Here is a 24,750-nt window from a genome sequence, read left to right as displayed (position 1 = left end):
CCAAAACACTAGAACAGCTTTGCCTTAGCAAGTGTAGGCAGCCGCCGAATTTTGGGAGCGAATTTTATACCAAAAAAATGCGATGTGCTGCAGTAATAGTAAGAACTTGCGTGACAACAGACATTTATTTTGCCTTTTAAAGCCAAAAGCAACAAAAAGGCCACCCTAAGGTGGCCGATAAACAAGCGAACAATACCGCATTAAACGATAGGCGTAATCACATGCTCGCCTACTTTTGTCTTAGCACTATAACCACGGGCCGTTGCGACTTGGAAATCCTTCGACAAAATGGTATCCACATAATGCCAGTCGCTGCGCACCTCATCAGCGGTAAAGGTGAGCGTCATAAAGCCTCGGTCTTTTAAGTTAGCGTACTTAAGATCTGGCACTAACTCGACGATTGCCGCCTCGGTCGCGGGGATCTGTTCCGCTGGCAGATTCAAGTAATATTCAAGGCCTGGCGATGATACTGAGCTAGTCGCAAACTCAACACCCACTGTATCGCCTTGCACGTCTTTAAGCTCGTTTGCCCATGCATTATGGGTGTCACCCGCGATCACAACTAGGTTGAGATTTTTCGATTTAGCCGTACCTAAAATCACTTCACGCTCATAGGCATAACCATCCCAAGCATCTAAGTTGTATGGAATGGCAGGTAATTGCAGCAGTCCGATAACTTCTGGCGTGAGTAAGGCTTGATTGGCTTGAAGATATTGCAGCTCTTGGGCAGTCAGCGTGGGATCATTTGCCGCCGCACGGGCCGCTAACTTAGCTAAAGCCCCTAACATGGCAAATTGAGGAATGCTCATCTGCTGAGTGGCAATCGCCGCAGGCAATGACATCTTACCCATTAATACCTGCTGTCCCAGTACTTGCCACTTGCCTGTCGACTGTAGCAATGTGCCCTGCAGCCATAATAATTGCGTCAGCCCCAGCATAGTGCGAGTGGTCGAAGTGACATCAGCAAGGAAACGCTCTCCCGCAAACGAGCCCGTGGTAGGATCCATATAATCGGCATAATCGAGCTGTTTATCACGGGCTAATACGCGAGTATCCAGCATATGCAGATCGACGAGATTGCCGTAACTGAAGCTGCGGTAAATCTCTTCATGGTTCCCTTCACGCCATGGGCGAATCGGCAACCACTCGAAATAAGCTTGTAGTGCTGCTTCTTTACGAACAGCAAAATCCCCTTCGCCTTCGTTGTGATTCTCGGCACTATCACGCCAAGTATCATTGGCCACTTCATGATCATCCCACACTGTAATAAAAGGCACTTTCGCGTGTAACTTTTGCAGACTCGCATCGGTATGGTACTGACCATGGCGAGTGCGGTAATCGCTCAACGTCAGCAACTCATTGGCGGGTAACACTTCACGGCCCAATTCGGCAGCATGCTCACTGGCATAACCACCGCGGGCATATTCATAGATATAATCGCCTAAATGCACCACAGCATCTAAATCATCCTGCGCCGCCGCTAACTCATAGACGTTAAAATAACCGGCAGGAAAGTTAGCACAGGACATCACGGCTAATTTGACTGAGCTTACGTCACCCTCAGGCAGAGTGCGGGTTTTACCCACAACAGAGGTTTTATCACCCGTCATAAAGCGATAAAAGTAGGTTTGCCCGGCACGTAAACCACGGGCATCAATCTTAACCGTGTAGTCACGGCTCGCATTAGTGACAGTCTCACCTGTGGTCACTAATTGAGCAAAGGCCGCATCGCTTGCCACTTGCCAACTCACTTTTACATCGCCCTCAGATTCAGGCGTGACACGGGTCCAGAGGATCACAGCATCGACTGCCGGATCGCCACTGGCAATCCCATGTAAAAATTGCGCAGGTACAGAATTATCATCATTACTATCACTACAGCCCATCAAGCCGTAAGAGATCACAGCAACACCAACACCTTTGGCCGACATAGCCAAAAAATCACGACGAGTTACGGTACGATTCATTATTATTCCTTGTTAGATAAGGCTTCACTGGTATGAGGTCTAATAAGACCACGATTGTGAGATATCACTGTTACATATTTGTGACATCTTTGTCAGCCTTTTATGATATCTATCAATTCAAACACTTATACTGGATAGCGTACTTTATTTGTGCAGGACTGGCGTAGCTTACAGAGAAGCTGCTAACATCGGTGCAGGCTAACGCAGCGTGTGAAATGCACGCCAGAGAATGGCAAGAAAAGGAATTTATACAATGAAAGTCAGCGATATTATGAGTGATCAAGTCATCTGCATCAGCGATGGCGCCAGTTTGAAAGATGCCCACCATCTGATGCAAACCCGTGGCGTACGCCACTTACCCGTGATTTCTGAAATTGATGGCACCCTCGTTGGCGTACTCACCCATAAAAAAATGATCGCCAGCGTGATGTCTATGCTAAACAAATACGGCCAAGGCGCGCTCGAACGTAAAGAGCGATACACGCCAATCACGACAGTGATGGATAAAGAGTATCAGCATCTAACCGCCGACGAGCCCTTAACTGTGGTGGTGGAATATTTTATTGAAAACAAACTCGGCTGCTTGCCCGTCGTCGATGTCGATAAAAAGGTACTCGGTATCGTCACTTCATCGGACTTTATTAAGCTGTGCCGTACCCTGCTGCAACAGCAAGCGTAACGTTTTACGCTCCCTTTCTGCCATGTCAGCCTTTTGCTACACAAAGGCTGGCGTTGTATTTTTTATAAACTGTATTTTCTATAAAAAGAAAGGATTCCCTTGGCTAAATTACTCTCACAAGAACAATTTATTCGCGCCTATGAATGCGCAGAATTTGGCTGTTTTGCCAATCAACAACAACTCGCCAAATTACTCGCCGATCCCGATTACGACTTTTTACATCAAGACAGTACCTACTTTGGCAAAGCGACGACACAAATCACCTGTATCAGTGACTTACAAAGTATGGAGGAATTGCATTTTGTCGCGGGGAACTTGAATTGGGACGATCATGACCCAAACATGGTCAGGGCGATTATCGAACATCCACTGTGTGACGCGGGTACCGCCTTATTACTTTACTGGTACGGACAAGGCTTTTATTACTCCACGCCGGAGACGCTCGACACACCTTTTGGACAGCTATTCAAAACCATAACCGATAGATTTGTTACGCGCGGCTATGCCAGTTATAAAATCCATTTTGACCCGATTAAAGAATGTTTTATGCCCTCATTAGAAGACGTTCTTACTAGAGGATGCCAAATTCCAGGGGCTATTTTTGCCCCTTATAGCACTATGGAAATCGAAACCTATGAAGGGCACCCAAGGTATCTACAATTTAAAAATGAACTACTGAAATCGGGCAAATGGGGCAACCAATAAGCGTTGACCTTTTGATATCAGAACAGTTTAAGCTGGGGTTACTGGCGGAATACGCGTAAAACGCTGCCAGCGACCCGAGCGCCAACGGTGCACCATAATCAATCCACGCACCCACTCATCTGCCGCAACGGCCAGCCAAGCAGCCAACACGCCATAACCTAAATGCAAGCCAAAGAACCAAGCCAATAACACGCCAATGCCCCACATACTAAAGAGACCTATACGCACAGGGAACGCCACATCACCCGCGCCCTTGAGCGCCGAGATAATCACCAGATTAAACACTCGCCCTGTTTCAAGCGCGATGGAACCCGCAAGCAATAACGCTGTTAGTTGGATGACTTCTTCGTTTTCACTCAACCAGCCGACAATAACGAATCGCTGCCAGTAGAAGACTAATACTATGGTCAGTGAAGCGACAAAGCCCACCAAACAGTAACGCTGCACCCGAGTAGTGATTTCATCGAACCATTGTTTACCCACATAGTATCCGGTCTGAATTTGCGTCGCCTGCCCGAGTGCGACTGCAAAACAATAGATAAAACGGCTAATATTCAAGCCATAGGTGTAGGCCGTGAGCGATAAAGTGCCCATCTGGCTGATAAAGTAGATGATGGTCATCTGAGCCACATTGTAAGACAGCATCTCGCCAGCATTGAGCAGGCCAATACGCATCACACTCCAATAAGTGCTGCGCGGTAAAAGCTTAAGTCTTTGCAGTGGAAGCGGGATTTGCTTATGCCGGATCACCATCAGCATGATAAACGCACCGATGATCTGGCTGGTCACTGTCGATATCGCCACCCCTGTTACCCCATAAACAGGTAAACCAAAAGGTGAATACAGGGCAATATAATTACCGATCACGTTCATTAAGCCAGTGCTCGAGGTGACTAACATGGCCGAGCGGGTAAAACCGTAACTACGCAAAATAGCGGCGAAGGCAATGTTCATCACTAGCCCTATGCTCAAGCTGCCGCAAATCACCAAATAGTCATATCCAAAACCAGCCACATCGTGCTCAAGCGCAAATAAGCCGATAATGCCCTTAGCACCAAAGAACATAGATGCACCCATGACCAAGGCTAATACCAAACTCAATACGACACTCGCCACGCCTATGTCTATAGCCTGCTGCGGTTGGCCTGCCCCATTGCTTTGGCTAATCAAAATACTCGCGCCCGTACTCACCATCATGGACATGACCATCATGAAGAACATCAGCTGAGTCGTGAGTCCCACTGCGGCAACCGCATTATCGGAATAATGGCTCAGCATAAAGATATCGCTGATCCCAAGCAGAGATTGCAGCAAGGTCTCGATAAAAATCGGCCACGTCAGGGCAACTATGCCCATACGCTGTTGCAATGTTTTGGGTGCTTTTGCCACGAAAGATTCCTGCAAATAGAGAACGAATAACGAGTGTGGTCGCTGGCTCAATGTGTCGCTCAAACAGCATCTTGGCAACCTATATTTTAGCCAAGAGACTGAAATCCACTTTCACAAATAGACATCAAAGTGCTATCGAACGCACAATCAGGCGGACATTTAAGCGCATTAAGCCTGACAGTCAATTAAGTTGGTAATTTTCTTACAAGACACCCTACAACTCAATCTGTAATAGTGAAAAAGATGCCGACTGCAACCGTATTCATTACTAAGTTAATACCAAAGTTAATTTCCGCAATCATGATAGAGCTCATGGCTGAGTGTGAATCTAGGCTACCAATTCAATTAAGCTGCCGATAAACTCAGCCCATTGCAGAACAGCCGAGCGCACTAAAAATTGAGGGAGTATTAAATGAGCCAACTCTATTTAGAAGAGGGTATTAAACAATTGGTTAGCGAGTTTATCGCGGCGGGCTGCCCATCGGTGCGAGAGCAAAGTATTGAGCAACGTAGACAAGGTTATATTGCCAGCACTGTACTCGCAGGTGAGCCTGAGGAGGTGTTCGAGGTTAGATCGATTTCCATCGAAGGGGCAGAATTAACTCTGTTCAAACCCTCGGCGGCAGACAATTTACCTATCGTCATTTACTACCATGGTGGCTGTTTTGTCAGTGGCGGCGTTGAAACCCACAATCAACAACTGCGAAAACTCGCCAATGATTCTGGCGCACTGGTGATCGCCGTTCGCTATCGCCTCGCCCCAGAACATGTTTATCCCGCTGCCCACGACGATGCCTGCCATGCCGCAGAAGTCATCTATCAACATTGTCACCAATGGGGCGGTGATAACACTAAGATCACCCTAATGGGCGACAGCGCCGGCGGCCATTTAGCCCTAGTCACTTGCCTGCGTTTAAAAGCCAAAGGGCAATGGTTGCCACACAAACAAGTGCTTATCTATCCTATGCTCGATGCCACCGCGAAGAGCCAAAGCTATAGTGACAATGGCGAGAAATACATCATCACCCGCGACACCTTGCTAACAGGTTTCGATCTGTATTTAGATTGGCACCCCAGAACCGATGCCGAAGCCAGTCCACTACGCCGTGATGACTTAGCAGGCTTACCCGAAACCCATATCATCACCGCCGAATTCGATCCACTCGTCGATGAAGGTGAACAGCTATTTAGGAATCTATTAGAGGCTGGCGTAAATGCCCACTGCCGTCGTTATCTTGGCGTCATCCATGGTTTCTTCCAACTCTCGGGCGTGAGCCGTTCCGCTCGGGATGCCATGGTGCAGGTGACCAATATAGTGAAGACAGCCTAACGTCATACTTGATGATTAATTCATAAAAAAGGCTTTCTATCTAGATAGAAAGCCTTTTTTAACCGTTTGATATTTAAATTTAAACGGTTTTCTTTCGATACGCCAAGAACAACAAGACTATACCTACGGCTAAAAACGGTAAGCTCAGAAGTTGTCCCGCACTTAAGAAAGTTTCAGAGTAAGCCGCTTGGCTAACTTTAATCGACTCAATCGCAATTCGCGCACTAAACACCGATACCAGAAACAGGCCGAAAATAGCCCCATGTCTTTGTTTAATCTGCGTGTATTGATACAAAGCATACAGACCAATAAAGATAGCTAAATAAGCGAAAGCCTCATAGAGCTGTGCTGGATGTCTTGGCAACATGTCGACACGGGCAAATATAATGCCCCAAGGTTGAGTCGTAGGATCGCCTAAAATTTCTGAGTTGGCGAAGTTTGCCATACGCACAAAAAAGCCAAAAATGGCGGTGGCGATCGCGAGTCTGTCCAACAAAAACAGGAAGGGTAGCTTCACTTTACGTTGGTAATAATACAAGGCCAGAATTGCGCCTAAACCACCACCGTGGCTGGCGAGTCCGCCTTCCCAAATCGCCAAGATCTTAAGCGGATGAGCAAAGTAATAAGTCGGATCGTAGAACATACAATGGGCCAAACGCGCGCCCACAATAATGCCAACCACACAATAAATCAGTAAATTATCAAGGGACTCAAGATCGAGATTTTCCTTGATATAAATCCGCTTCATCACCTGAAAACCAGCAGTAATAGCAAGAGCAAACAGGACTCCATACCAATGTATTTTTAGTCCCATAAACGAGATTAATACAGGATCGAGCTCCCACACTAAGTGTTCCAAATTCAATTACTCCATAACACTTGGTACATAGAGGTACGCCAAAAAGCATGTTTTACGTGGTTAAACGCCAATAGACAAGCCTTGTTGCGGGGATATCTTACTATTGAGTCAAATTTAATGACTCAGAGCGACCTTGGTTTAGCCGAATGAGGCAATGTCAACCAAGTTACCATTTAACGAATCAACTGGCTAAATTTAACTGACTTTAGCGCCCCCCTAACGGCTCAGACGTTGGATGATGTCACTATGCTGTGGATATTGGGCTAACAAAGTTTGTTGGTTAAACAGCTCAAAATCATCAAAGGTAAAACCAGGCGATACCATGCAACCCACTAATGAAAAACCATCTTGATTCATGGCTGAACCAAAGATACAGCCCTTAGGGACTAAAAACTGTGGTCGCTCGGCCGCAGCTAAATTAAGCCCTAATTGCGCCGTCGTTAGCACCCCATTAGGATCAATCATGTAAATCGTCAGTGATTGCCCCGCATGGAAATACCACATTTCATCAGCTGTCAGACGATGGAAATGGGAAACCTCTCCCGTACGCAGCAAAAAATAGATACTGCTCCATAATGCCCGAGTCTGATCAAATGCCGTTTCTGAACGATAGGATGAGCGGTAATAACCGCCTTCAACATGCTGCTCTAGCGCTAAATGTTCAATAAAATCATCTGCAGTATGCATTATAAATCCCTGTGTAAAATTAAAACCACAATTAAGGCCCTAGATTCTACTCGAAAATCATCTGTCCACTAAGCACCGCAATGAAGCTTTTTGAACATAAGCACAAACGCTAAAGTTCAAGACATCACGACTGACTCGATACGATCGCAGGGCTTAGGTTTTAAGCCTCAACAGGGATACAACTCTGCGCCATCGAACGCTCTGATGCCTTGGTAAAATCGCGACGACAAATAAATTGTACGGCATATTGTTATGGTTTGTTGTTACCCACAAAAGCGGCTAAATTGTAATGAGTTCGCAGGATGCATTCGCGGCTAAAGCGCCAAAGAGTAGTTTATCTATGATAACTTGGACACGCGGACTTAAGGTTGGGTGATTTTCCACAGGGATTTTAATCAATGATCAAAATAGAAGAAATGGCTTTAGTCCTTGATGCACTTCCTGATCCTACTTTTGTTCTGTCAAAAAGTGGTAAATACATTGCCGTCTTCGGTGGTAAAGATGACCGTTATTACCACGATGGTAGTGGTCTAATTGGCTTGTATCTTAGCGATGTGTTAAAGGCTGATAAACTCAAATACTTTTTACAGGTTATCGAAAGTGCATTAACCAGCCGAAAATTACTGATCGAAGAATATGAATTGAGCAATAAAGATGTCAAAGGCTTACCCGATATAGGCCCAGAACAACCCATTTGGTTTGAGGGACGCATTCAAGCACTAGACTTTCTGGTTGATGATGAGCCAGTGGTGCTTTGGGTCGCCAGTAATATTTCCAAGCGGCATGAGCTTGAACTGCAACTACGTCAGCTCAGCGATACCGATCAGCTGACAGGGCTTTATAACCGTCGCCGCTTAGAACGTGATTTAACCTTCCAATTCGATATATTTCAGCGCCACCGTATTCCCACCTCAATCTTGATCCTCGATTTAGACCACTTAAAGTCCATCAATGATCAGTTGGGTCACTATGCAGGCGATCAAATCATCATCGCAGTTGCCGAAACCTGCCGAACTCAATTTAGAAAAACCGATAGCGCGTATCGTTTTGGTGGCGATGAATTTGTGATTGCCCTACCTGGGGTAGAGCATTCGCAAGCGGTTGAATTTGCAGAATACCTCTGCGATTGCTTTTACACTGAACTGCAAAAATATGCGGTCAATGGCTTGTTTGCCACCGTAAGCATTGGAGTCGCCTCTATCGAACCATTGGATAAGTCCTATGAAGAAACGCTTAAGCGGGCCGATGCCGCCTTGTATCAAGCTAAACGTAACGGCAAAAATCGAGTTATATCAAATACAGCCTGAGCGGGCTGAACATTTCAAACCACACATAGCAATAACAAGCGCCCTTAATAAATGATAGCCACAAGTGCTCATAAGAAGCGCGAATCAAAAGAGCAACAAACAAAAAAGCGAACCAAAAGGTTCGCTTTTAAACACATTAAACTAATGCCAAATAACAGAATTAATTCAGGTTTTTCGCAGTTTTACGGGCTTGATGCAGCTTCTTATAGCTTTCAATCAATCTTAAATGCGGCTCAATACCTTCGAGCTGCATGCTAGTCTTAGTTAAACCATAAAAACGCACTTTACCTGTGACTGAGCCAACGACGTTGTCCATCACTTCTTTACCGAACATACGGTTGAAGTTATGGATAAAATCATCAAGTTCTAACTCTTCATCTAAGGTCACTTCCAGCACAGCATTCATGGCTTGGTAGAACAGGCCACGTTTAACGGTATTGTCGTTAAACTGTAGGAACTCACCGACCAGCTCAATCGCGTCTTCGTGTGTACCGAGTGCCAAATAAATCAGGATCTTAAGCTCAATAATCGTCAGTTTTCCCCACACAGTATTTTCATCAAATACAATGCCGATTAAGGTGCGAATATCCGTGTAGTTATCGAGTTGGCTTTCTTCTAAACGGTTGACCAAATTAGCCAATTGCTTAGTGCTTAACGAATGCAGATTTAAGATATCTTCACGGTACGCCAGTGCCTTGTTGGTGTTATCCCAAATCAAGTCATCAACTGGATAAATCTCCGAATAATCAGGAACTAAAATACGGCACGCCGATGCGCCTAAATCGGTAAACTCGGCGATATACACCTCTTTACCTAACGCTTCTAAGATCCCAAACAGGCCGCTGGCTTCTTCTTCGCTGGTGCCAGAAAAATCCCATTCGCAGAATTCATAATCAAATTTACTGCTAAAGAAGCGCCATGAAATCACTCCTGTTGAATCAATAAAGTGCTCAACAAAGTTTTCAGGCTCGCTGACCGCCATGCTGTTAAAGGTCGGTTTTGGCACATCGTTTAAACCTTCGAAACTACGGCCTTGCAGCAATTCAGTTAGGCTGCGCTCTAACGCCACTTCAAAGCTTGGGTGCGCGCCAAAGGAAGCGAATACTCCGCCAGTTTTCGGGTTCATCAGGGCGACGCACATCACTGGAAACTGGCCGCCGAGTGAGGCATCTTTGACCACAACCGGGAAACCTTGCTCTTCTAAGCCGTTAATGCCCGCGAGGATGCTTGGGTACTTTTCTAGTACAGACATGGGCACATCGGGCAGGACAATTTCTTGCTCAATGATTTGACGTTTTACAGCGCGCTCAAAAATCTCTGATAAGCACTGCACATGGGCTTCTTGCAGGTTATTACCCGCACTCATGCCATTGCTTAAGAACAGGTTTTCAATCAGGTTCGACGGGAAGTAAACCGTTTCACCGTCAGATTTACGGGTGTAAGGAATCGCACAAATGCCGCGTTTGATATTGCCCGAGTTAGTATCAATCAAGTGCGAGCCGCACAGCTCGTCGTCTGGGTTATAAATCTCTAAACAATAGTCATCGAGAATACCCGCTGGCAGCGCATCGTCTTCCTCTAACGCAAACCACTTTTCATTGGGATAATGCACAAATTCGCTATTGGCGATTTCAGTCCCAAAGAATTGATCATTATAGAAAAAGTTATTATTTAACCGCTCAATAAACTCGCCGAGCGCCGAGCACAGCGCGCTTTCTTTGGTCGCGCCTTTACCATTGGTGAAACACATTGGCGAAGCCGCGTCACGAATGTGCAGTGACCACACGTTCGGCACTATGTTACGCCATGATGAGATCTCTATCTTCATTCCAAGATCGGCGAGCATGCCCGTCATATTGGCAATGGTTTGCTCCAGCGGCAGATCTTTACCCAGAATAAAGGTGCTCGATGCGCCATTAGGCTGACCCATCAACATGGCATTGGCGTCTGAATCTAGGTTCTCGACGGTTTCAATTTTAAATTCTGGACCCGTTTGCACCACTTTTTTAACCGTACAACGGTCAATCGAGCGCAAAATACCTTCGCGATCTTTCTCCGAAATATCTTCGGGTAACTCAACTTGAATTTGGAAAATCTGGTTGTAGCGATCTTCTGGATCGACAATATTGTTCTGCGACAGTCTAATGTTATCCGTTGGAATATCACGGGCTTTGCAATATACCTTCACGAAATAGGCCGCACACAGGGCTGACGATGCTAAGAAATAGTCAAACGGACTAGGGGCAGAACCATCCCCTTTGTAGCGGATTGGCTGATCGGCGGTCACGGTAAAATCATCAAACTTGGCTTCAAGTCTAAGATTGTCGAGAAAATTAACTTTGATTTCCATTGAATATGATTTCCACTAAATATGCGAGTCTGTAGCAGCCCATCGACCAAGTCGCGTCATTGGTAATGAGTCATTAAGGGTGAATTATCGGTGTTTTTGGCCCATTAGTCTTGGGTTAATTATGTTAAAAACCATAATCAGGGCATTTACGGCTGAGCTTGACGGTTTGAATAGCAGGGTTAAGCGAGTACTTAGATTGAGTCTCAAGAAGACGAGGAAACCAATGAGTCGCAGAGTAACACTCTGCGCAAAAACGCATTATGGATGTTTTTCAGTTTCTCGCTTAACCAACAGAAAGGTTAAATACATCTTAGTCGGTAATGACAAGGCCATGCCAAAGGCGACACACATAGCGCTGATAATAATCCCTTGCACGCCCATCGCCTCAACAGTTTCATTAAAGTTATGTAAGTAGATGCCCAACGCAATAAGACAAATGCCTACAGTAATGCAGATTTTCAGCGTTAGGATCAACTTTTCATTCGTCACAACCCTGCCCTTACTGTTCGCCACTATCTCCACCAGCACATCAGCCTGCACCAACTCTAGCTAATTTTGCATCAATTTAAGCTAATATAGTGAACTCATTGGGCCCGTATAGTGTTGATAAAGATCAAAAGAAAGGCCTAGATTCACAGCATAGTTAACGACTTTGGAATAAATCAACAGCGCGCATTTTATCGATTTCCATTACATTTTTGTTAACTTAAACACTTAAGAATGCGGGAAATTAGCTATACTCCCCTGCAATAAAAGAGATGTTCATCATGGAGTCGTCAAGCATGTCTAATTTCAGTCTACGTAATAAATTACTGCTGTTGTCGTTATTCCCTTTAATTTTTACTTTGTTCGTACTCATGACAGTTTCTTACTATGTCGAACAAGACGCCCTTGCAGATGAGGTAACGACCTTTAGAACTAAGCTCATCGGTGAACGTAAAACACAAATAAAAGAAGCCACCGAAATTGCCGCAGGAATAGTGCAGTATCAGTTGTCTTTAAAAGAAAATGGCAATGTAAACCAAGCGCTACGTGATATCCGTTTTGGCAGTTCAGGCTACTTCTTTATCTACGACTCCCAAGGCAAAAACCTATTCCATGCCGTCATGCCCAACCTCGAAGGGCAAAATAAAATTGATATGACAGATCCCCGCGGCACTAAAATCATTGTCGGTTTACTCGATGCCGCTAAAAAAGGGGACGGTAACTTCTCGTTCTACTTTCAAAAACCCAATACCAATGAGCAAATTGAAAAAATCGGTTACTCCATGATGATCCCTGGCACTGACTGGATGCTAGGCACGGGAGTCTATATCGATGATATCGACACTGTCGTTGAGGATTATCGTGCGACGGTCACTGAGCAGATGATCGAAAAATCCTATGCCATTCTGCTAATTGCGCTGTTACTCGCCGCGATTACTACCGTTGTTATTCTGATCACTGCCCAACGTATGGTCGCGCCAATTAAAAATATGGCGGACAACTTAAACGATATCGCCAAAGGCGAAGGCGATTTAACTAAACGCCTCACTGTGAAAGGTGAAGATGAAATTGCACAACTAGGTCAATCCTTTAACCTGTTTGTCGATAAACTCCAAACCATCATAGGCGATGTGGCAAACGCGACGGCTAAAGTTAAAACCGCCGCCAACGCGATTCACGATCAAACCAAAGTCATGTCGAGCCAACTCATCAGCCATAACAATGAAACTGATCAAGTGGTTACCGCTATTACTGAAATGTCAGCCACCGCCAGCGAAGTAGCGCAAAATACCACGCAAGTGGCCGAAGCGACTCACGCTGCCACTGGCGATGTAGCCAATGCCCAGCGCTGCGTCGATGCTTCTTTAGAAGAAATATCCGCGCTCATGGCGCAAATCAACAATGCGGCGGGCAGTATTCAATCCTTGAGCGAACAGTCTAAAAAAATCAACAACGTGCTGTCAGTGATTGGCGGTATTGCTGAGCAAACTAACCTATTGGCATTAAATGCCGCCATCGAAGCGGCCCGCGCCGGAGAACAGGGCCGAGGCTTTGCCGTGGTGGCCGATGAAGTGCGTAACTTAGCGAGCCGAACGCAATCAAGCACTTTAGAAATCAATGAGATGCTAACTGAACTGCACAAGCTTGTCGCACTGGCAGTAAAAACGATGGAAGAAAGTCAGCAAAGCTGCGTGCGCTCGGTAGACTCTTCCCGTGCAATTTCTGAAAGCCTAGGCTCAGTGACATCGGCGGTCACGGCTATTAACGACATGAGCACCCAAATTGCGACGGCGGCCACGGAACAAAGCTCTGTAACCGAAGAAATCAACCGTAATGTGTTCGCCATCCAAGAGATTGTGAATGAGTTACTCCATTCCAGCGAAGATGCTGCCAGAGTCAGCCAGACCGTGTCGCAGGAAGGAATTAACTTAGGTAAGCTCGTCGGTCAGTTTAAGATTTAAAAATATTTTCAATGGGTTGTAAGCTAAATAAGACATAGCAACCCATTGGTTTGCTGCAAATGTAAGATAAGGTCTCAGCCTTGCTGAGGCCGATGGCAGTGGAATTGAAGGATTCTAGGATCGTGGGATTTTTAATTTCAAAAAGTAAAACTTAAATCCCATTGCCTACGTATATAAGTCCAAATACCCAATCCAATAGAAATGGCCATGTTCTCAATATTTAAGAAAAATCCCTTAAAAAAATTAACTCAGCAATATAACGCCAAGCTTGAACAAGCTATGCATGCCCAGAGAAAAGGCGATATTAGATCCTACTCAATGCTGACCGCTGAAGCCGAGCAAATTGAAAATCAAATAAAAGTATTAGAAACAACAAACCATAAATAAACCTTCAAAGCAAAAACACTCAGCAGACAAACTACCAAGAGTCAGCTTGAAAACGTGCCAATCTGGCCTCTGTGACTGTGCATTGAGTCAATTGCATCAACTCACCTAAGGTAATCGCAGGATTGTCTGTGATAAGCCGAATCAGCTTAGCGTCTAATGGTTCAAGTTTGTCCGCATGTTGCAGCAAGGCTGACTCCAACTTTTTGATAAGATAACCAAACTGGCCATCTTTAGCTGTTAACTGCTGCGCCAGCAATGGCTCACTTTGTAAATGCGCACAGCAGGATTGGATCTTGATCGCCGCGCCAACAATGCACCAATTTCTCGAACGCCGCACACGCTTAAGCTCGCAATCATATTGGGTTGCAATCGCTTGAGCTTGTTTAACCGCCTCCCGCCCAATTCGATGAATCAGCGAGGGCAGCGAGATACTAATGTCGTCGTTCATAACGCTTGGTTCATCGCCGCTCTTTTATGCCTGCATGGGTAAAAGCCTGCTCGACTTTACATTCAAATACAAAAATTCAATGCGCGGCAGTGTACTCTGCCTCACTTTATTCTAAAAGCTCCGCCCTCTGCCGGATAAGATTTGATGCGATGACGCTTTGATACCAATCGTATTAAATATCTGTTCATTCAGCGGGAGTTCAACGCGCTTTAGACAAGGCGAAGGCTTGAAGGCATAGTGGTGCTCTGTCGAAAGCCTTAAACGCAGTATAAAGCGTGTTGCCATGAATTTAACATCGGCCGCCCTTCGGGAGCCTCACAGGCATCCCACTCCCGTGTTGCATTGACTTAAAAGGGAATGACCATTTCTGCGTCAATGCGCCTTGGATTGAAATGCCTGTGAGGCTCTGAACTGATTAGATATTTAATGTGATTGGTATGACTCATTAACCCACATATTTTGAGTGAGTTTCGCACCACGTTTGTAGCTTATGTTGTAAATCGCGCAGCTTCTTTGGGTAATGGCTCTGCTTGGCATAAACCATGTACAACTCATGTGGATAGCATTGCCATTGGGGAACGAGCAAAGTGAGTTTGTGCTGAGCGACATCCTCCTCTACCAAATAATAAGGCAGGCTAGCGATACCTGTACCACTCAAAGTAAGCAGATGTGTAGTGGCATAGTTTGAACTGCACAGTGCAGGCTCAAAAGTGAGCGTGAGACTGTCCCCCGCGAGTGGTTCAAACACCCACTGTGTTTCGCCCGAAGACAATAGACGATAATGGCGTAAATCATCAGGGTGACGAACTTCTGCGGCTGCGGGATGTGCGGGCGAAACCACTAAGACATGACGAATTCTGCCAAGATATCTGGCGATCAGATTATCGCTGTGCGCAATGCTTGTTCTTAAGGCGAGATCAAACTTGCCGAACTCAACATCTTGAATATTCTGCTCAAAACACAGTTCGAGTTTCACTTGAGGATACTCAGCAATAAACTGGAGCAGCATAGGACTCAGCAATTTTTTGCCCAGTTCCGTTGGAGCGGTGAATTTTAAAGTGCCACAGGAGTCCTGCGTTAAATCCTGCACTAAACGCCCAGCTTCATTGGCCAGCCTCTCGATTTCGCAGGCTTTACCATATAACGCTTGCCCTGCTTCGGTCATTGATACTCGCCGAGTGGTTCGGTGGAGTAATTGACAACCCATTTCATCTTCAAGGGATTTAACATGGCGCGACACTAAGCCTTTAGAAGCGCCGAGTTGTTCAGACGCAGTGCTAAAACTGTGCATTTTGGCAACCAGCATAAATGACTGCAGATGAGTGAGATTCATCAATTAAACCTATTAACGAAACAATGTGGTGATTATATGCGCTTTTTCTATTTAATTAACCAGACTATCCTCAATTTGTATTCAATTTAGGAGCATGTCATGAAAATAGTCGTAGTGGGTGCATCAGGCACAATCGGACAAGCCATAGTCCGCTTATTCCATTCAACTCAGCATGAAGTTATTCAGGTAGGGCGAACAACGGGGGATGTCCTGATAGACATTCGGGATGAACATTCACTCCATCAAGGGCTAGAAAAAATCGGTAAAGTCGATGCAATGATTTCGGCCATGGGTGACGTCGTGTTTAAACCCTTCAACGCTATGACTCAAGCAGACTGGTATACAGGGCTCCAAAGTAAGTTATTGGGGCAAATACAGTTAGTGCAAATAGGTAGCCAATACCTCAACGCTGGGGGCAGTTTTACACTGACCAGTGGCATTATTGCCGATGTCCCAGTAAAAGATGGCATCAGTGCCGCCACAATCAATGGCGCACTTGAGCATTTTGTTACCGCCGTCGCGGGAGAATTACCTGCACAGCAGCGAATAAACATTGTCAGCCCAACGGTATTAAGCGAATCGTTAGCGAGCTATCAGGACTATTTTCCCGGTTTTAGTGCAATCAATGCCGACATATTAGCCAAGGTTTATTTGCGATCAGTCATGGGCAGAGAAAACGGCCGAGTGCTGAAAGCCTTTTCCAGCTGCGGCACAGTGTCTTAACAGCAGTGTCCTAACAGCAGTGTCCTAACAGGACAACCTAACCTTGTAACGCAAGGCGCGTAATCAGTCACTGTTAAAGTCTTGAGCGTTGCGCTGGGATTGCCTACAATAGCGCACGCTTTTTCACTATAGACAACGACAGATCACGACCATGACCGACACAACATCATTACCTGCTTTACCGGATCGCCTTTCCGTTAACCCACGCAGCCCACACCATGTGGCAGAAATTTTCGAGCACGATATCGGTATTAAGCTCAACGGCAAAGAGCGTTTTGATGTCGAAGAATATTGCATCAGTGAAGGTTGGGTAAAAGTGCCAAGCAAATCCTTAGACCGTCGCGGCCAACCTCTTTTGCTCACAGTAAAAGGCACAGTTGAAGCGTTTTATCGTTAAGCTTTAGTGCAAAGAGCTGGATCATAACAACGGCCAATTAATATTGGCCGTTTTTGTTTGCCCAGCAGCAAATGATACTAACTCAATACTACTTGCTGAAACTGCACCAGTGTACTGACCTACTATTCGGAACAGCTATTTAGTCGATTTTTGGCGAAATGGATTAAATCAAATAGCATTATGCATGCCTACTTATTTGAATATCATCAAGTTTATTTGGGGATTCGCTAGAGAAAGCGTTAGAGAGAGGAGAAATAGTTGATGTCTCGGTAACTCCAATATATAAAGGTCCTTCCAGAATATCGGCAGGTATAACAGTAAACGCTCAAGATAGTGATGGTTTCTTTGAAAGCATTGCTCTTCTTAATCCTCGTGGAATGTAGATCATGACCCTATCAGTATTAAATAGCATTTTAACTCCCCCTAACTTCTCTAATGAATCTGGGATTGGTAAAGTTTGGCCTTCTATAGATGAAGGTCTTAGTTTCCCCAGTGATTACATTGCGTTTATTAATCGTTATGGCACAGGAAGAATTGCCGATTTTATTGCGATATTCAATCCATTTACTACAAATTATGACCTTGATTTTTTTGAGCAGAAGAAATCAATCATTGAGGATTTCAATTACCTTAATAATGAAGACCCAGAGTATTTTAAATATAACCTCTATCCAGAAATTAATGGCCTTTTACCAATAGGCGTAACGGATAATGGTGATTGCATATTTTGGGTTGTTTCCGATCTAAAAGACAGTGAGACATGGGGCACTGCAATAATCGCATCTAGATCGCCAGATGTAGAATATTTTGATGAAAATATAACCTCTCTATTGACTGGTTTATTGTTAAGAAAAATAAGATCAGGATCATTACCTAATAGTTTCCCTCCTAAAAATGTTACCTTTGAAAAAATTTAAACAAAAAATAAATGGTCATCCGCAATAAATCATGGACCGCCACGGCCAACCACTGCTACTCACAGTAAAAGGCACAGTTGAAGCCTTTTATCGTTAAGCCTTAGCGCAAAGAGCCGGATCATAAAATGAGTAAAGGCTAGCCGTGGGAACCCTAGCTAGCCTTAGATAACAAACACAGTCTTCCTTAGGTTATTGTTTGCGCACTAGTTTATCCGCAAGATAGTCAGCTAATTCAGCAAGAGGGATATGAGTCATCACACCGTCTTTGCGGCACTTAACTGACACACACTCCTCGGCCTCTTCTTTATCCCCAACCGTTAAGATATAAGGCACTTTTTGCTTGTGAAAGCGTTTCATTTTGCGGGCAACTGAGTTTTGACTGATATCAACCAACACTCGCATGTCTCGTGCTAAACATAGTGCGGCTAACTGACGGACAAATTGGCTGTTTGACTCATTCACTGAAGCGATAGCAACAGGTACAGGATGTAACCAAACAGGAAGGTTACCCTGTGAGACTTCCAAGAGAATCCCCAACCAACGCTCGATAGAGCCATACATAGCTTGGTGCATAATCACTGGCCGTTCGAATTCACCTTGCTCATTTGTGTACTGAACATCGAATCTTTCAGGCAAATTAAAATCAAACTGGATAGTGCCACACTGCCAGCGTCTTCCCATAGAATCTGTCAGTGACAGTTCAATTTTGGGACCATAAAAAGCCCCTTCACCAGCTTGATACTCGGCATCAAAGCCCTCAATCTGGCAAGCTGAATCCAATAGCTTTTGTGCTCGGCACCATTGCTCATCGCTGCCTAATGCCTTCTCAGGTTTAGTCGATATTTTTACGTCTAAATTATGGTAGCCGTAATCACCATAAACCTGCTTTGCACGCTGGAGAAAACCACGTATCTCCTCCTCTGCCTGAGACCAACAGCAAAAAACATGGGCATCATCCTGAGTGAACTGGCGTGCGCGCAGGCAACCATTTAACGAGCCTGAGGATTCATTACGGTGCACCAAGCCAAACTCAAATAGTCGCAGTGGCAAATCTCTATGGCTATGTACACCGCGCTTAAACAGCAAAATATGGGCAGGACAAGACATAGGTTTTAAAACATATTCATCCATGTTTTCCTTTCCGCCACCGAAAAACATGTTCTCTGCAAACATGTCCATATGCCCAGACGTTTGCCATAAATCCTTCTTCATAAAAACAGGCGTGTTCACTTCCTCAAAACCATTTCGGCGATACACCCGCCTCATGTGCTCTTGAATGTCTCGGAATAACGCCCAGCCATTCGGGTGCCAAAAAATCATACCCGGCGCCTGTGGTTCAGAGTGAAATAGGTCAAGTTGTTCTGCAATTTCGCGATGTGTTTTCATCATTCTCTCCTAAGTAAAATCTGAGCGAAATACAAAACCAAGGTATAAAAAAACCCTCTGGCGATTTCGCTCAGAGGGTTTTTTTAAAGACGCAAAAAACTACCCCCCGAGAATTCTCGTGGTGGTAGTGGTGGTGTTAATTGCGCTTACGTATATTTTTTTCATGCGCCAGTAATAACAAATCATCCCTATCGCAGCAAGCATTTTGTTTATAAAAAAAATAAATGGCAGACAAAATAAACGGCCATCCATAATGAATTATTAGACCGTCGCGGCCAACCTCTTTTACTCACAGTAAAAGGCACAGTTGAAGCCTTTTATCGTTAAGCTTTAGCGCAAAGAGCTGGATCATAACAACGGCCAATTAATATTGGCCGTTTTGTTTGCCTATTCTACTTCTGCGGCTAAACCATAGGCCTGGTAAATCTGTTTTACACGGCCCGATGCAGCCATATCAAGCAGCGCCCGATTAAGTTCATCGAAAATAGCAGCATGGGTAGAGTTACGGGACATACCAAAATAATGTTCGATCCGATTCGACTGACGGTAATCGGCATAGCTAAAACGATCGTAACCGAGCTGCTTGAAGGCATTCTCAATGGCGGCACGATCGAGCACCACCATAGTGTCGAAACGCCCCATGATAAACATGCGAGCCATGTTTTCATCATCGGTAGACTCAATTTTACGTAGCGCGGGATCTGTATTAAAACGCTCAAAATAAACTGTGCCCCGTTTAACCCCTACAGTAACCTGATACAAATCCTCATAGGACTTAATCCGTCCTTCCTCGCCGGCTTTTACGAGAAACAAAATATCGCGAGTCTGAGTGCCGATAGGACCAAGAAACCTTACAAATGCCTCTCGCTCTTCGTCTCGTATCGTGCGCGGCACAATGTCGACCGTGCCTACCCGCAACTCATGAATGCTGCGAGCAAAAGGACGCGCGCTCCATTCGACGCGATAACCGACCTTAGCCGCCGCTTCCTCAAGAATATCCTTTAACGGACTCGTCATAGTATTAGTTCGCTCATCAAGCACCATCTCAGGAGGACGATGCCGAAAATCGGCACGCAACACGTTAGAAAAAGTAGCCGATTGCACCTCAGCGGCGACAATGATGTCCGAGAAAAAACCACAACCAAGCACACACAGAATTGCGTAAACAGAAGGCAACGAAACAAGGATACTTTTAAAATACATAGAGATGCCCGCAAATTTATATGTTGCATTTAGCATAACTCAAAAAATCGAAAACTAAAGTGCATAAAACATAGGCCCAGCCTGTAATTGTGATAAAGCGCATTGATTAAACCGTATAGAGCGGGTTAAAGTGTGACCACAAAGTAAAAAGTGTGACCACTTAAGGAAAATGCAGGGCAAACTCGAACTCAATCATCGAGCACGCCATTTAGGGAAGAAGAAGCAAATCAGCAATGTGCGCCCAAACTCTAAGCAGACAAGTCTGCCACCACTTTCCAAAATAATAAGTACATTTGATTAGCGGGTTATGTCATCGGGTTAACTATTGACTCGCATTACTTCAGGGACGTAAATGACCGATTTCAGTAACAGTATGTTATCCCTAGCGATAATACTCTCCAGCATGTTTGCCATAGTGGGTGTCATGTATGGTTTGCTGAAATATCGCGATGCAACCGTAAAACTACCCGTCGATCGTGAGCAACTCACCCGTATTCCCGCTTATGGTCTTCAGCAACAAATACAAGATCTGCAGATGGACTTAATCGGCAGCATGCTGATGGGCGCGATGATAGTATCCCTGCCGTTTGCCGTAAGCAGCCTTAAAGCCCACATCACAGTCGGTCAATTTCCGTGGATATCTGTCACAACGGGTTTAATGGGATTAGCTTATTGCGGCTTTAAAACATGGAAAAACTTTTCCAAGCTCACCAAATTACGCCTCGGCCACACTGCTGAAATCGCCACAGCCAATGAGCTCATAGGCTTACAAGCATTGGGTTATCAAGTGTTTCACGATGTCCAAGCCGACGGCTTTAACATCGACCATCTCGCCGTAGGCAAAAATGGCGTATTCGCGATTGAAACCAAAGGCCGCCATAAACGGAACAAAGACCTACTCCAAACCAATGGAACTGGCCCAGGCTCTGGTAAAAAAGGCTATCAAGTATTTTACAAAGACGGGCGCTTAAACTTCCCCTCGTGGACAGAAACCAAGCCCATAGAACAAGCCGAACGTCAGGCCAAGTGGGTCAGCCAATGGTTAACCAAAGCCACAGGCTCCCCCGTCGCCGCCACCCCAGCCCTAGTATTCCCCGGCTGGTATGTCACAAGTCAATCAAAACCACCGTTCCCGATCGTCAACCACAAACAATTAGTCGGAACGATCCCAAAACTGAAAACCCAAGATCTTACCCAGCAACAAGTCGACACCATCATCTACCAAGTCGCCCAAAGATGCCTAAGCAAAAGCGAAGCGGGGAAATGATGATATTGAATAAGCTTACTCTGACCCGATTAATTTGGAATTTCTTATGTATATCAGAAAGGTAACGATTCACAACTACCGTAGTTTCCGCAATTTCGAAGCTAAACTTCAACAACTGACAGTTGTTATTGGTGAAAACGATACTGGTAAGACGAACTTTTTCACCGCACTTTCGTTACCGTTAAGCGGCAACCAAATAGACTTTAACCAGAAGCGTTTGAGTGTTTCTGACATCAACAAAGATGCCGTTATTGATTTTCTAACGTCCGTTGTCAATGATGACGCCGAAGATAATCAGCTTAAAAAGATCCCTAAAGTATCAGTAACCATAGAGTTCGCTGATCCAAAAAATGCCTATGAAACAGCACTGCTAGCTAAGTGGATTGTTACTGATGGAGATGAAGAAACTTACAAAATCAGATATGAATTTAAGCCTAAAGACGACAAAGACCTGCTTGAGGTCGTGAAGAAATCGCTCGCTGGTAAGACTTTAGATGAGATTAACTGGTTTACTCTACCCGTTGAGCTATACGACTACCAAGTCGTATCTGTGAACAACGAAAAGCCTATCGCATACAGTGACTTAAAACATGTCAGTGTCCATAGTATCAATGCTGAGCGAGATGACTTCTCAGAAAGCAATTCAATGAAGTCAAATAGCATTTTCACAAAGCTGCTTATGAACACTCTCAACGATGATGACAAAGGTCAGATCAATACGGCCTACTCTGAGTTCTTTAGTGCTATTGAAAAGACAGAAACATTCGACAAAGTCATTGGAGCTAATGACGATTTTGAGAATTACGACAGTATTATCAAGCAGTTTGAGTGCACTCCTAACCTGCCTAACTTGAAGAACATCTTATCGAACATCACTTTGAAATACGGTAATGAATTTCTGTACCAAAAAGGCTTGGGACAGCGAAATCTTATCTACATACTCATCCTGTTTGCTTACTACAAGTCATGTGGTGATACATTCAACTTGTGCTGTATAGAAGAACCAGAAGCACACTTGAGCGTTAACAACCTTCGTTTAGTAAGAGACTTCATTGAGAAAAGCTCAAGCAACAGTGGCTCGCTTGTACAAACTATCATTTCTACCCATAACCCATCGATCATCAACAAGCTGAAGATCTCTAATGTGTTGGCGTTTACTGGCGAGAAAGCAATTAGTTTGTCTGATACTCCAACTAAGCTAGTTGACTACCTAAGAAAGAGACCTAATTTCGACATCCTAAAGCTGCTGTTCGCAAATAAAGTCATTCTAGTAGAAGGCCCAACTGAAGAAATGCTGATCAGCACTTATTTGTCTAAACAACCAGTCCTCAACGACATTGATATCATTCCAATTGGTCAACGTGGTTACGCCACTTTCTTAGATATATGGCTCGCCTTGAACAAAGATAACCAGAACAAGAAAATTGGTGTTGTCCGTGATTATGACAATTCAGAGGAAGCTAAAAAGAGACACGATGCGTATGACACAGCGCATACGAATGTCACTGTAAGAACAACGACAAATTACACACTAGAAATTGATTTAGTAGAAGCAGAAGACAACCTAGCTTTGCTAAATGGTTTATTCAAAATGGATGGCGACCTCGCCGCAGTGTCCGAACACATGATCAATGGTAAAACAGCAAGAATGCTTGATGTATGTGATGCGATGGTTGATGAAGAGAACCCACTGGACATCAAGTTACCAACTCACATCGCTGAGGTCATTGAGGCGGTATCATGATAGAAGTACAGATTGCAGGAGCAGGTGCTGGGAAAACTTATGGCTTAGCAAAGACTTTGATAGAACACATCGTAGCGTGTACTACTCACAAAAAGACATTTGCACTGACATACACAAACTCAGCAACAGCGAAGATAGAACAAGAGATAGTCAAACAACATGGCTTTATTCCATCAAATCTCTGCATACAGACAGTACATAGCTTCTTGTTAAACGAAATCATCTACCCATTCTCGTCATTCACTCTCGGAGATATGTATAACGACGCATCAATAATGATGTTACCGAGTAATGTTAGATTCAAAAACTGGCACTTAAAGCGATTAAAAGATAAAAACATCATTCATGCCGAGAGCGTCTACAACATCGCTAAACAAATTGTTGATGAAACCACCAGCAAGCACAGCAACAGAGCGAAGAAAGCCAAAGTCCGCAGACTATTAGCTATTCTAGAGAGTTGCTTTGACAAGATATTCATCGACGAAGTCCAAGACTTAGATGACGATGCTCTACGCTTTTTCGAGGTACTAGGCAGCAACGATATTGACGTATACATGATTGGAGATCCAAAACAAGCAATCAAGTATCCCCAAGCACTTGATACTTTCGTTAAAAAAGTAACTCCAAAAGAATACGCAAATATCTTACCAATCAACAATCAAACCAGACGAGTCCCCACGGAGATCTTAGCTGTATCAAACAGCTTCTGTTATGAAGACCAGCAACAAGAATCACTATCAGAAGTAGTCGGTGAACTCATGTACATAGAATCGGTGGATAGACGATATGACAAGCTACTAACGAATTACATAGATGCAAAACAACTTGTTTGTATCGACAAAAAGAATGGTCGTTATACAACTTCGTCTACACACAAACACGCATTTCCACGAGAGATCGAGGAAATGATTCGTGAGTCTAACCACAAGAAAGACAAAACTTTGTTTGTTAAAGCCGCCTTTTCTGACTTTATTGACGTGTAGTGGCACACTAATTTTGGCCACCTAAATAGAGGTGATATTATTACCTCGTAGATGACTTTAGGTGAACACATGAGATCGACAACCAGAAAAACATTTAGTGCTGAATTCAAACTTGAAGCAGCCCAATTAGTCCTCGATAAAAACCATAGCATCATCGAAGCTGCAAAGGCGATGAACGTAGGTAAGTCCACTATGGATAAATGGGTGAGACAGTTAAAACTAGAACGCCAGGGTGGCACACC

General features: G+C 44.5%; 23 protein-coding genes and 1 pseudogene. 14 read left to right on the top strand and 10 right to left on the bottom strand.

Features of this window, described 5'->3' with window-relative positions:
- Positions 1-200: 200 nt before the first annotated feature.
- On the bottom strand, positions 201-1,967 hold the full coding sequence (locus L5M38_RS14940; RefSeq protein ID WP_263179558.1) for an alkaline phosphatase D family protein: 1,767 nt from the start codon (positions 1,965-1,967) through the stop codon (positions 201-203).
- A 253-nt stretch (positions 1,968-2,220) separates the two neighbouring features.
- Between L5M38_RS14940 and L5M38_RS14935 the strand changes: the two genes are divergently transcribed.
- Both L5M38_RS14935 and L5M38_RS14930 read left to right on the top strand, forming a co-directional pair.
- On the top strand, positions 2,221-2,646 hold the full coding sequence (locus tag L5M38_RS14935; protein ID WP_212599707.1) for an HPP family protein: 426 nt from the start codon (positions 2,221-2,223) through the stop codon (positions 2,644-2,646).
- A 99-nt stretch (positions 2,647-2,745) separates the two neighbouring features.
- Positions 2,746-3,351 (top strand): DUF4274 domain-containing protein, encoded by a 606-nt coding sequence (locus L5M38_RS14930; protein ID WP_263179557.1) that lies wholly within the window; start codon positions 2,746-2,748, stop codon positions 3,349-3,351.
- Positions 3,352-3,378: 27 nt separating this feature from the next.
- On the opposite strand, the gene L5M38_RS14925 is transcribed toward L5M38_RS14930, so the two are convergent.
- Positions 3,379-4,740: an MATE family efflux transporter gene (locus tag L5M38_RS14925; RefSeq protein WP_212599705.1), complete on the bottom strand. Its 1,362-nt coding sequence runs from the start codon at positions 4,738-4,740 to the stop codon at positions 3,379-3,381.
- A 412-nt stretch (positions 4,741-5,152) separates the two neighbouring features.
- Here L5M38_RS14925 and L5M38_RS14920 point away from each other — a divergent pair, with 412 nt between their 5' ends.
- Positions 5,153-6,070 (top strand): alpha/beta hydrolase, encoded by a 918-nt coding sequence (locus L5M38_RS14920; RefSeq protein ID WP_263179556.1) that lies wholly within the window; start codon positions 5,153-5,155, stop codon positions 6,068-6,070.
- Between the two features lie 79 nt (positions 6,071-6,149).
- On the opposite strand, the gene lgt is transcribed toward L5M38_RS14920, so the two are convergent.
- Both lgt and L5M38_RS14910 read right to left on the bottom strand, forming a co-directional pair.
- Positions 6,150-6,929, bottom strand: a complete 780-nt coding sequence (gene lgt / locus L5M38_RS14915) for a prolipoprotein diacylglyceryl transferase (protein ID WP_105250184.1) — start codon at positions 6,927-6,929, stop codon at positions 6,150-6,152.
- Between the two features lie 216 nt (positions 6,930-7,145).
- The gene (locus tag L5M38_RS14910; protein WP_263179555.1) at positions 7,146-7,616 is read right to left on the bottom strand and encodes a cupin domain-containing protein; all 471 of its coding nucleotides are present in this window, start codon (positions 7,614-7,616) and stop codon (positions 7,146-7,148) included.
- Between the two features lie 398 nt (positions 7,617-8,014).
- Between L5M38_RS14910 and L5M38_RS14905 the strand changes: the two genes are divergently transcribed.
- Positions 8,015-8,923 carry a GGDEF domain-containing protein gene (locus L5M38_RS14905; RefSeq protein WP_105250186.1) on the top strand — a complete coding sequence of 303 codons (909 nt, stop codon included), beginning with the start codon at positions 8,015-8,017 and terminating at the stop codon, positions 8,921-8,923.
- A gap of 160 nt (positions 8,924-9,083) precedes the next feature.
- Here the strand turns inward: L5M38_RS14905 and L5M38_RS14900 are convergent, their stop codons facing one another.
- Both L5M38_RS14900 and L5M38_RS14895 read right to left on the bottom strand, forming a co-directional pair.
- Positions 9,084-11,273 carry an OsmC domain/YcaO domain-containing protein gene (locus L5M38_RS14900; protein WP_263179554.1) on the bottom strand — a complete coding sequence of 730 codons (2,190 nt, stop codon included), beginning with the start codon at positions 11,271-11,273 and terminating at the stop codon, positions 9,084-9,086.
- 258 nt (positions 11,274-11,531) lie between these two features.
- The gene (locus L5M38_RS14895; RefSeq protein ID WP_113939077.1) at positions 11,532-11,762 is read right to left on the bottom strand and encodes a hypothetical protein; all 231 of its coding nucleotides are present in this window, start codon (positions 11,760-11,762) and stop codon (positions 11,532-11,534) included.
- Positions 11,763-12,055: 293 nt separating this feature from the next.
- Between L5M38_RS14895 and L5M38_RS14890 the strand changes: the two genes are divergently transcribed.
- Together L5M38_RS14890 and L5M38_RS14885 are read left to right on the top strand one after the other, a co-directional pair.
- Positions 12,056-13,720 carry a methyl-accepting chemotaxis protein gene (locus tag L5M38_RS14890; protein ID WP_263179553.1) on the top strand — a complete coding sequence of 555 codons (1,665 nt, stop codon included), beginning with the start codon at positions 12,056-12,058 and terminating at the stop codon, positions 13,718-13,720.
- Positions 13,721-13,927: 207 nt separating this feature from the next.
- Positions 13,928-14,107 (top strand): DUF6435 family protein, encoded by a 180-nt coding sequence (locus L5M38_RS14885; RefSeq protein WP_198571902.1) that lies wholly within the window; start codon positions 13,928-13,930, stop codon positions 14,105-14,107.
- Positions 14,108-14,138: 31 nt separating this feature from the next.
- Here L5M38_RS14885 and L5M38_RS14880 read toward each other — a convergent pair whose 3' ends face one another.
- Complete coding sequence (locus L5M38_RS14880) at positions 14,139-14,555, bottom strand: ribosome recycling factor family protein (protein ID WP_263179552.1); 417 nt, start codon at positions 14,553-14,555, stop codon at positions 14,139-14,141.
- Positions 14,556-15,000: 445 nt separating this feature from the next.
- Positions 15,001-15,888: a LysR family transcriptional regulator gene (locus tag L5M38_RS14875; RefSeq protein ID WP_263179551.1), complete on the bottom strand. Its 888-nt coding sequence runs from the start codon at positions 15,886-15,888 to the stop codon at positions 15,001-15,003.
- Between the two features lie 99 nt (positions 15,889-15,987).
- On the opposite strand from L5M38_RS14875, the gene L5M38_RS14870 reads away from it, so the two are divergent.
- The 3 genes from L5M38_RS14870 (at position 15,988) to L5M38_RS14860 (ending at position 17,925) form a co-directional block, all read left to right on the top strand.
- Positions 15,988-16,611: a short chain dehydrogenase gene (locus L5M38_RS14870; RefSeq protein WP_212599698.1), complete on the top strand. Its 624-nt coding sequence runs from the start codon at positions 15,988-15,990 to the stop codon at positions 16,609-16,611.
- A gap of 151 nt (positions 16,612-16,762) precedes the next feature.
- Complete coding sequence (locus tag L5M38_RS14865) at positions 16,763-17,008, top strand: DUF3297 family protein (protein ID WP_006080205.1); 246 nt, start codon at positions 16,763-16,765, stop codon at positions 17,006-17,008.
- 386 nt (positions 17,009-17,394) lie between these two features.
- Positions 17,395-17,925 carry an SMI1/KNR4 family protein gene (locus tag L5M38_RS14860; RefSeq protein WP_263179550.1) on the top strand — a complete coding sequence of 177 codons (531 nt, stop codon included), beginning with the start codon at positions 17,395-17,397 and terminating at the stop codon, positions 17,923-17,925.
- A gap of 189 nt (positions 17,926-18,114) precedes the next feature.
- Here the strand turns inward: L5M38_RS14860 and thrS are convergent, their stop codons facing one another.
- Positions 18,115-19,311, bottom strand: a complete 1,197-nt coding sequence (gene thrS / locus L5M38_RS14855; protein ID WP_263179549.1) for a threonine--tRNA ligase — start codon at positions 19,309-19,311, stop codon at positions 18,115-18,117.
- Positions 19,312-19,569: 258 nt separating this feature from the next.
- Between thrS and L5M38_RS14850 the strand changes: the two are divergent.
- Positions 19,570-19,638 (top strand): annotated as a pseudogene (locus L5M38_RS14850) (DUF3297 domain-containing protein); the annotation flags it as partial.
- A 60-nt stretch (positions 19,639-19,698) separates the two neighbouring features.
- Here the strand turns inward: L5M38_RS14850 and L5M38_RS14845 are convergent.
- Positions 19,699-20,514, bottom strand: coding sequence for a substrate-binding periplasmic protein (locus L5M38_RS14845; RefSeq protein ID WP_263179548.1), 816 nt, complete (start codon positions 20,512-20,514; stop codon positions 19,699-19,701).
- Positions 20,515-20,866: 352 nt separating this feature from the next.
- Between L5M38_RS14845 and L5M38_RS14840 the strand changes: the two genes are divergently transcribed.
- From L5M38_RS14840 to L5M38_RS14825, 4 genes are all read left to right on the top strand, one after another.
- Positions 20,867-21,781 (top strand): nuclease-related domain-containing protein, encoded by a 915-nt coding sequence (locus L5M38_RS14840; RefSeq protein WP_263179547.1) that lies wholly within the window; start codon positions 20,867-20,869, stop codon positions 21,779-21,781.
- A 46-nt stretch (positions 21,782-21,827) separates the two neighbouring features.
- Positions 21,828-23,525 carry an ATP-dependent nuclease gene (locus L5M38_RS14835; protein ID WP_263179546.1) on the top strand — a complete coding sequence of 566 codons (1,698 nt, stop codon included), beginning with the start codon at positions 21,828-21,830 and terminating at the stop codon, positions 23,523-23,525.
- Positions 23,522-24,508 (top strand): UvrD-helicase domain-containing protein, encoded by a 987-nt coding sequence (locus L5M38_RS14830; RefSeq protein ID WP_263179545.1) that lies wholly within the window; start codon positions 23,522-23,524, stop codon positions 24,506-24,508. The genes L5M38_RS14835 and L5M38_RS14830 overlap by 4 nt, the downstream gene beginning before the upstream one ends.
- Before the next feature lie 69 nt (positions 24,509-24,577).
- Positions 24,578-24,750: transposase (locus L5M38_RS14825; RefSeq protein WP_263148818.1), on the top strand; the 173-nt coding region annotated here is incomplete at its 3' end.

Origin of the sequence: Shewanella sp. SM101, assembly GCF_025654465.1 — a bacterium.
Taxonomy (GTDB): domain Bacteria; phylum Pseudomonadota; class Gammaproteobacteria; order Enterobacterales; family Shewanellaceae; genus Shewanella; species Shewanella oncorhynchi.
This window is presented reverse-complemented; position numbering and strand designations above follow the sequence as displayed.

Bases quoted from the DNA above. Each gene is read 5' to 3' on its own strand.
- L5M38_RS14890 (WP_263179553.1), top strand. From the start codon at position 12,056: ATGTCTAATTTCAGTCTACGTAATAAATTACTGCTGTTGTCGTTATTC.
- L5M38_RS14880 (WP_263179552.1), bottom strand. From the start codon at position 14,555: ATGAACGACGACATTAGTATCTCGCTGCCCTCGCTGATTCATCGAATT.
- thrS (WP_263179549.1), bottom strand. From the start codon at position 19,311: ATGAAAACACATCGCGAAATTGCAGAACAACTTGACCTATTTCACTCT.
- L5M38_RS14875 (WP_263179551.1), bottom strand. From the start codon at position 15,888: ATGAATCTCACTCATCTGCAGTCATTTATGCTGGTTGCCAAAATGCAC.
- L5M38_RS14935 (WP_212599707.1), top strand. From the start codon at position 2,221: ATGAAAGTCAGCGATATTATGAGTGATCAAGTCATCTGCATCAGCGAT.
- L5M38_RS14920 (WP_263179556.1), top strand. From the start codon at position 5,153: ATGAGCCAACTCTATTTAGAAGAGGGTATTAAACAATTGGTTAGCGAG.
- L5M38_RS14910 (WP_263179555.1), bottom strand. From the start codon at position 7,616: ATGCATACTGCAGATGATTTTATTGAACATTTAGCGCTAGAGCAGCAT.
- L5M38_RS14900 (WP_263179554.1), bottom strand. From the start codon at position 11,273: ATGGAAATCAAAGTTAATTTTCTCGACAATCTTAGACTTGAAGCCAAG.
- L5M38_RS14940 (WP_263179558.1), bottom strand. From the start codon at position 1,967: ATGAATCGTACCGTAACTCGTCGTGATTTTTTGGCTATGTCGGCCAAA.
- L5M38_RS14905 (WP_105250186.1), top strand. From the start codon at position 8,015: ATGATCAAAATAGAAGAAATGGCTTTAGTCCTTGATGCACTTCCTGAT.
- L5M38_RS14835 (WP_263179546.1), top strand. From the start codon at position 21,828: ATGTATATCAGAAAGGTAACGATTCACAACTACCGTAGTTTCCGCAAT.
- L5M38_RS14845 (WP_263179548.1), bottom strand. From the start codon at position 20,514: ATGTATTTTAAAAGTATCCTTGTTTCGTTGCCTTCTGTTTACGCAATT.
- L5M38_RS14830 (WP_263179545.1), top strand. From the start codon at position 23,522: ATGATAGAAGTACAGATTGCAGGAGCAGGTGCTGGGAAAACTTATGGC.
- L5M38_RS14870 (WP_212599698.1), top strand. From the start codon at position 15,988: ATGAAAATAGTCGTAGTGGGTGCATCAGGCACAATCGGACAAGCCATA.
- L5M38_RS14860 (WP_263179550.1), top strand. From the start codon at position 17,395: ATGACCCTATCAGTATTAAATAGCATTTTAACTCCCCCTAACTTCTCT.
- L5M38_RS14885 (WP_198571902.1), top strand. From the start codon at position 13,928: ATGTTCTCAATATTTAAGAAAAATCCCTTAAAAAAATTAACTCAGCAA.
- L5M38_RS14840 (WP_263179547.1), top strand. From the start codon at position 20,867: ATGACCGATTTCAGTAACAGTATGTTATCCCTAGCGATAATACTCTCC.
- L5M38_RS14865 (WP_006080205.1), top strand. From the start codon at position 16,763: ATGACCGACACAACATCATTACCTGCTTTACCGGATCGCCTTTCCGTT.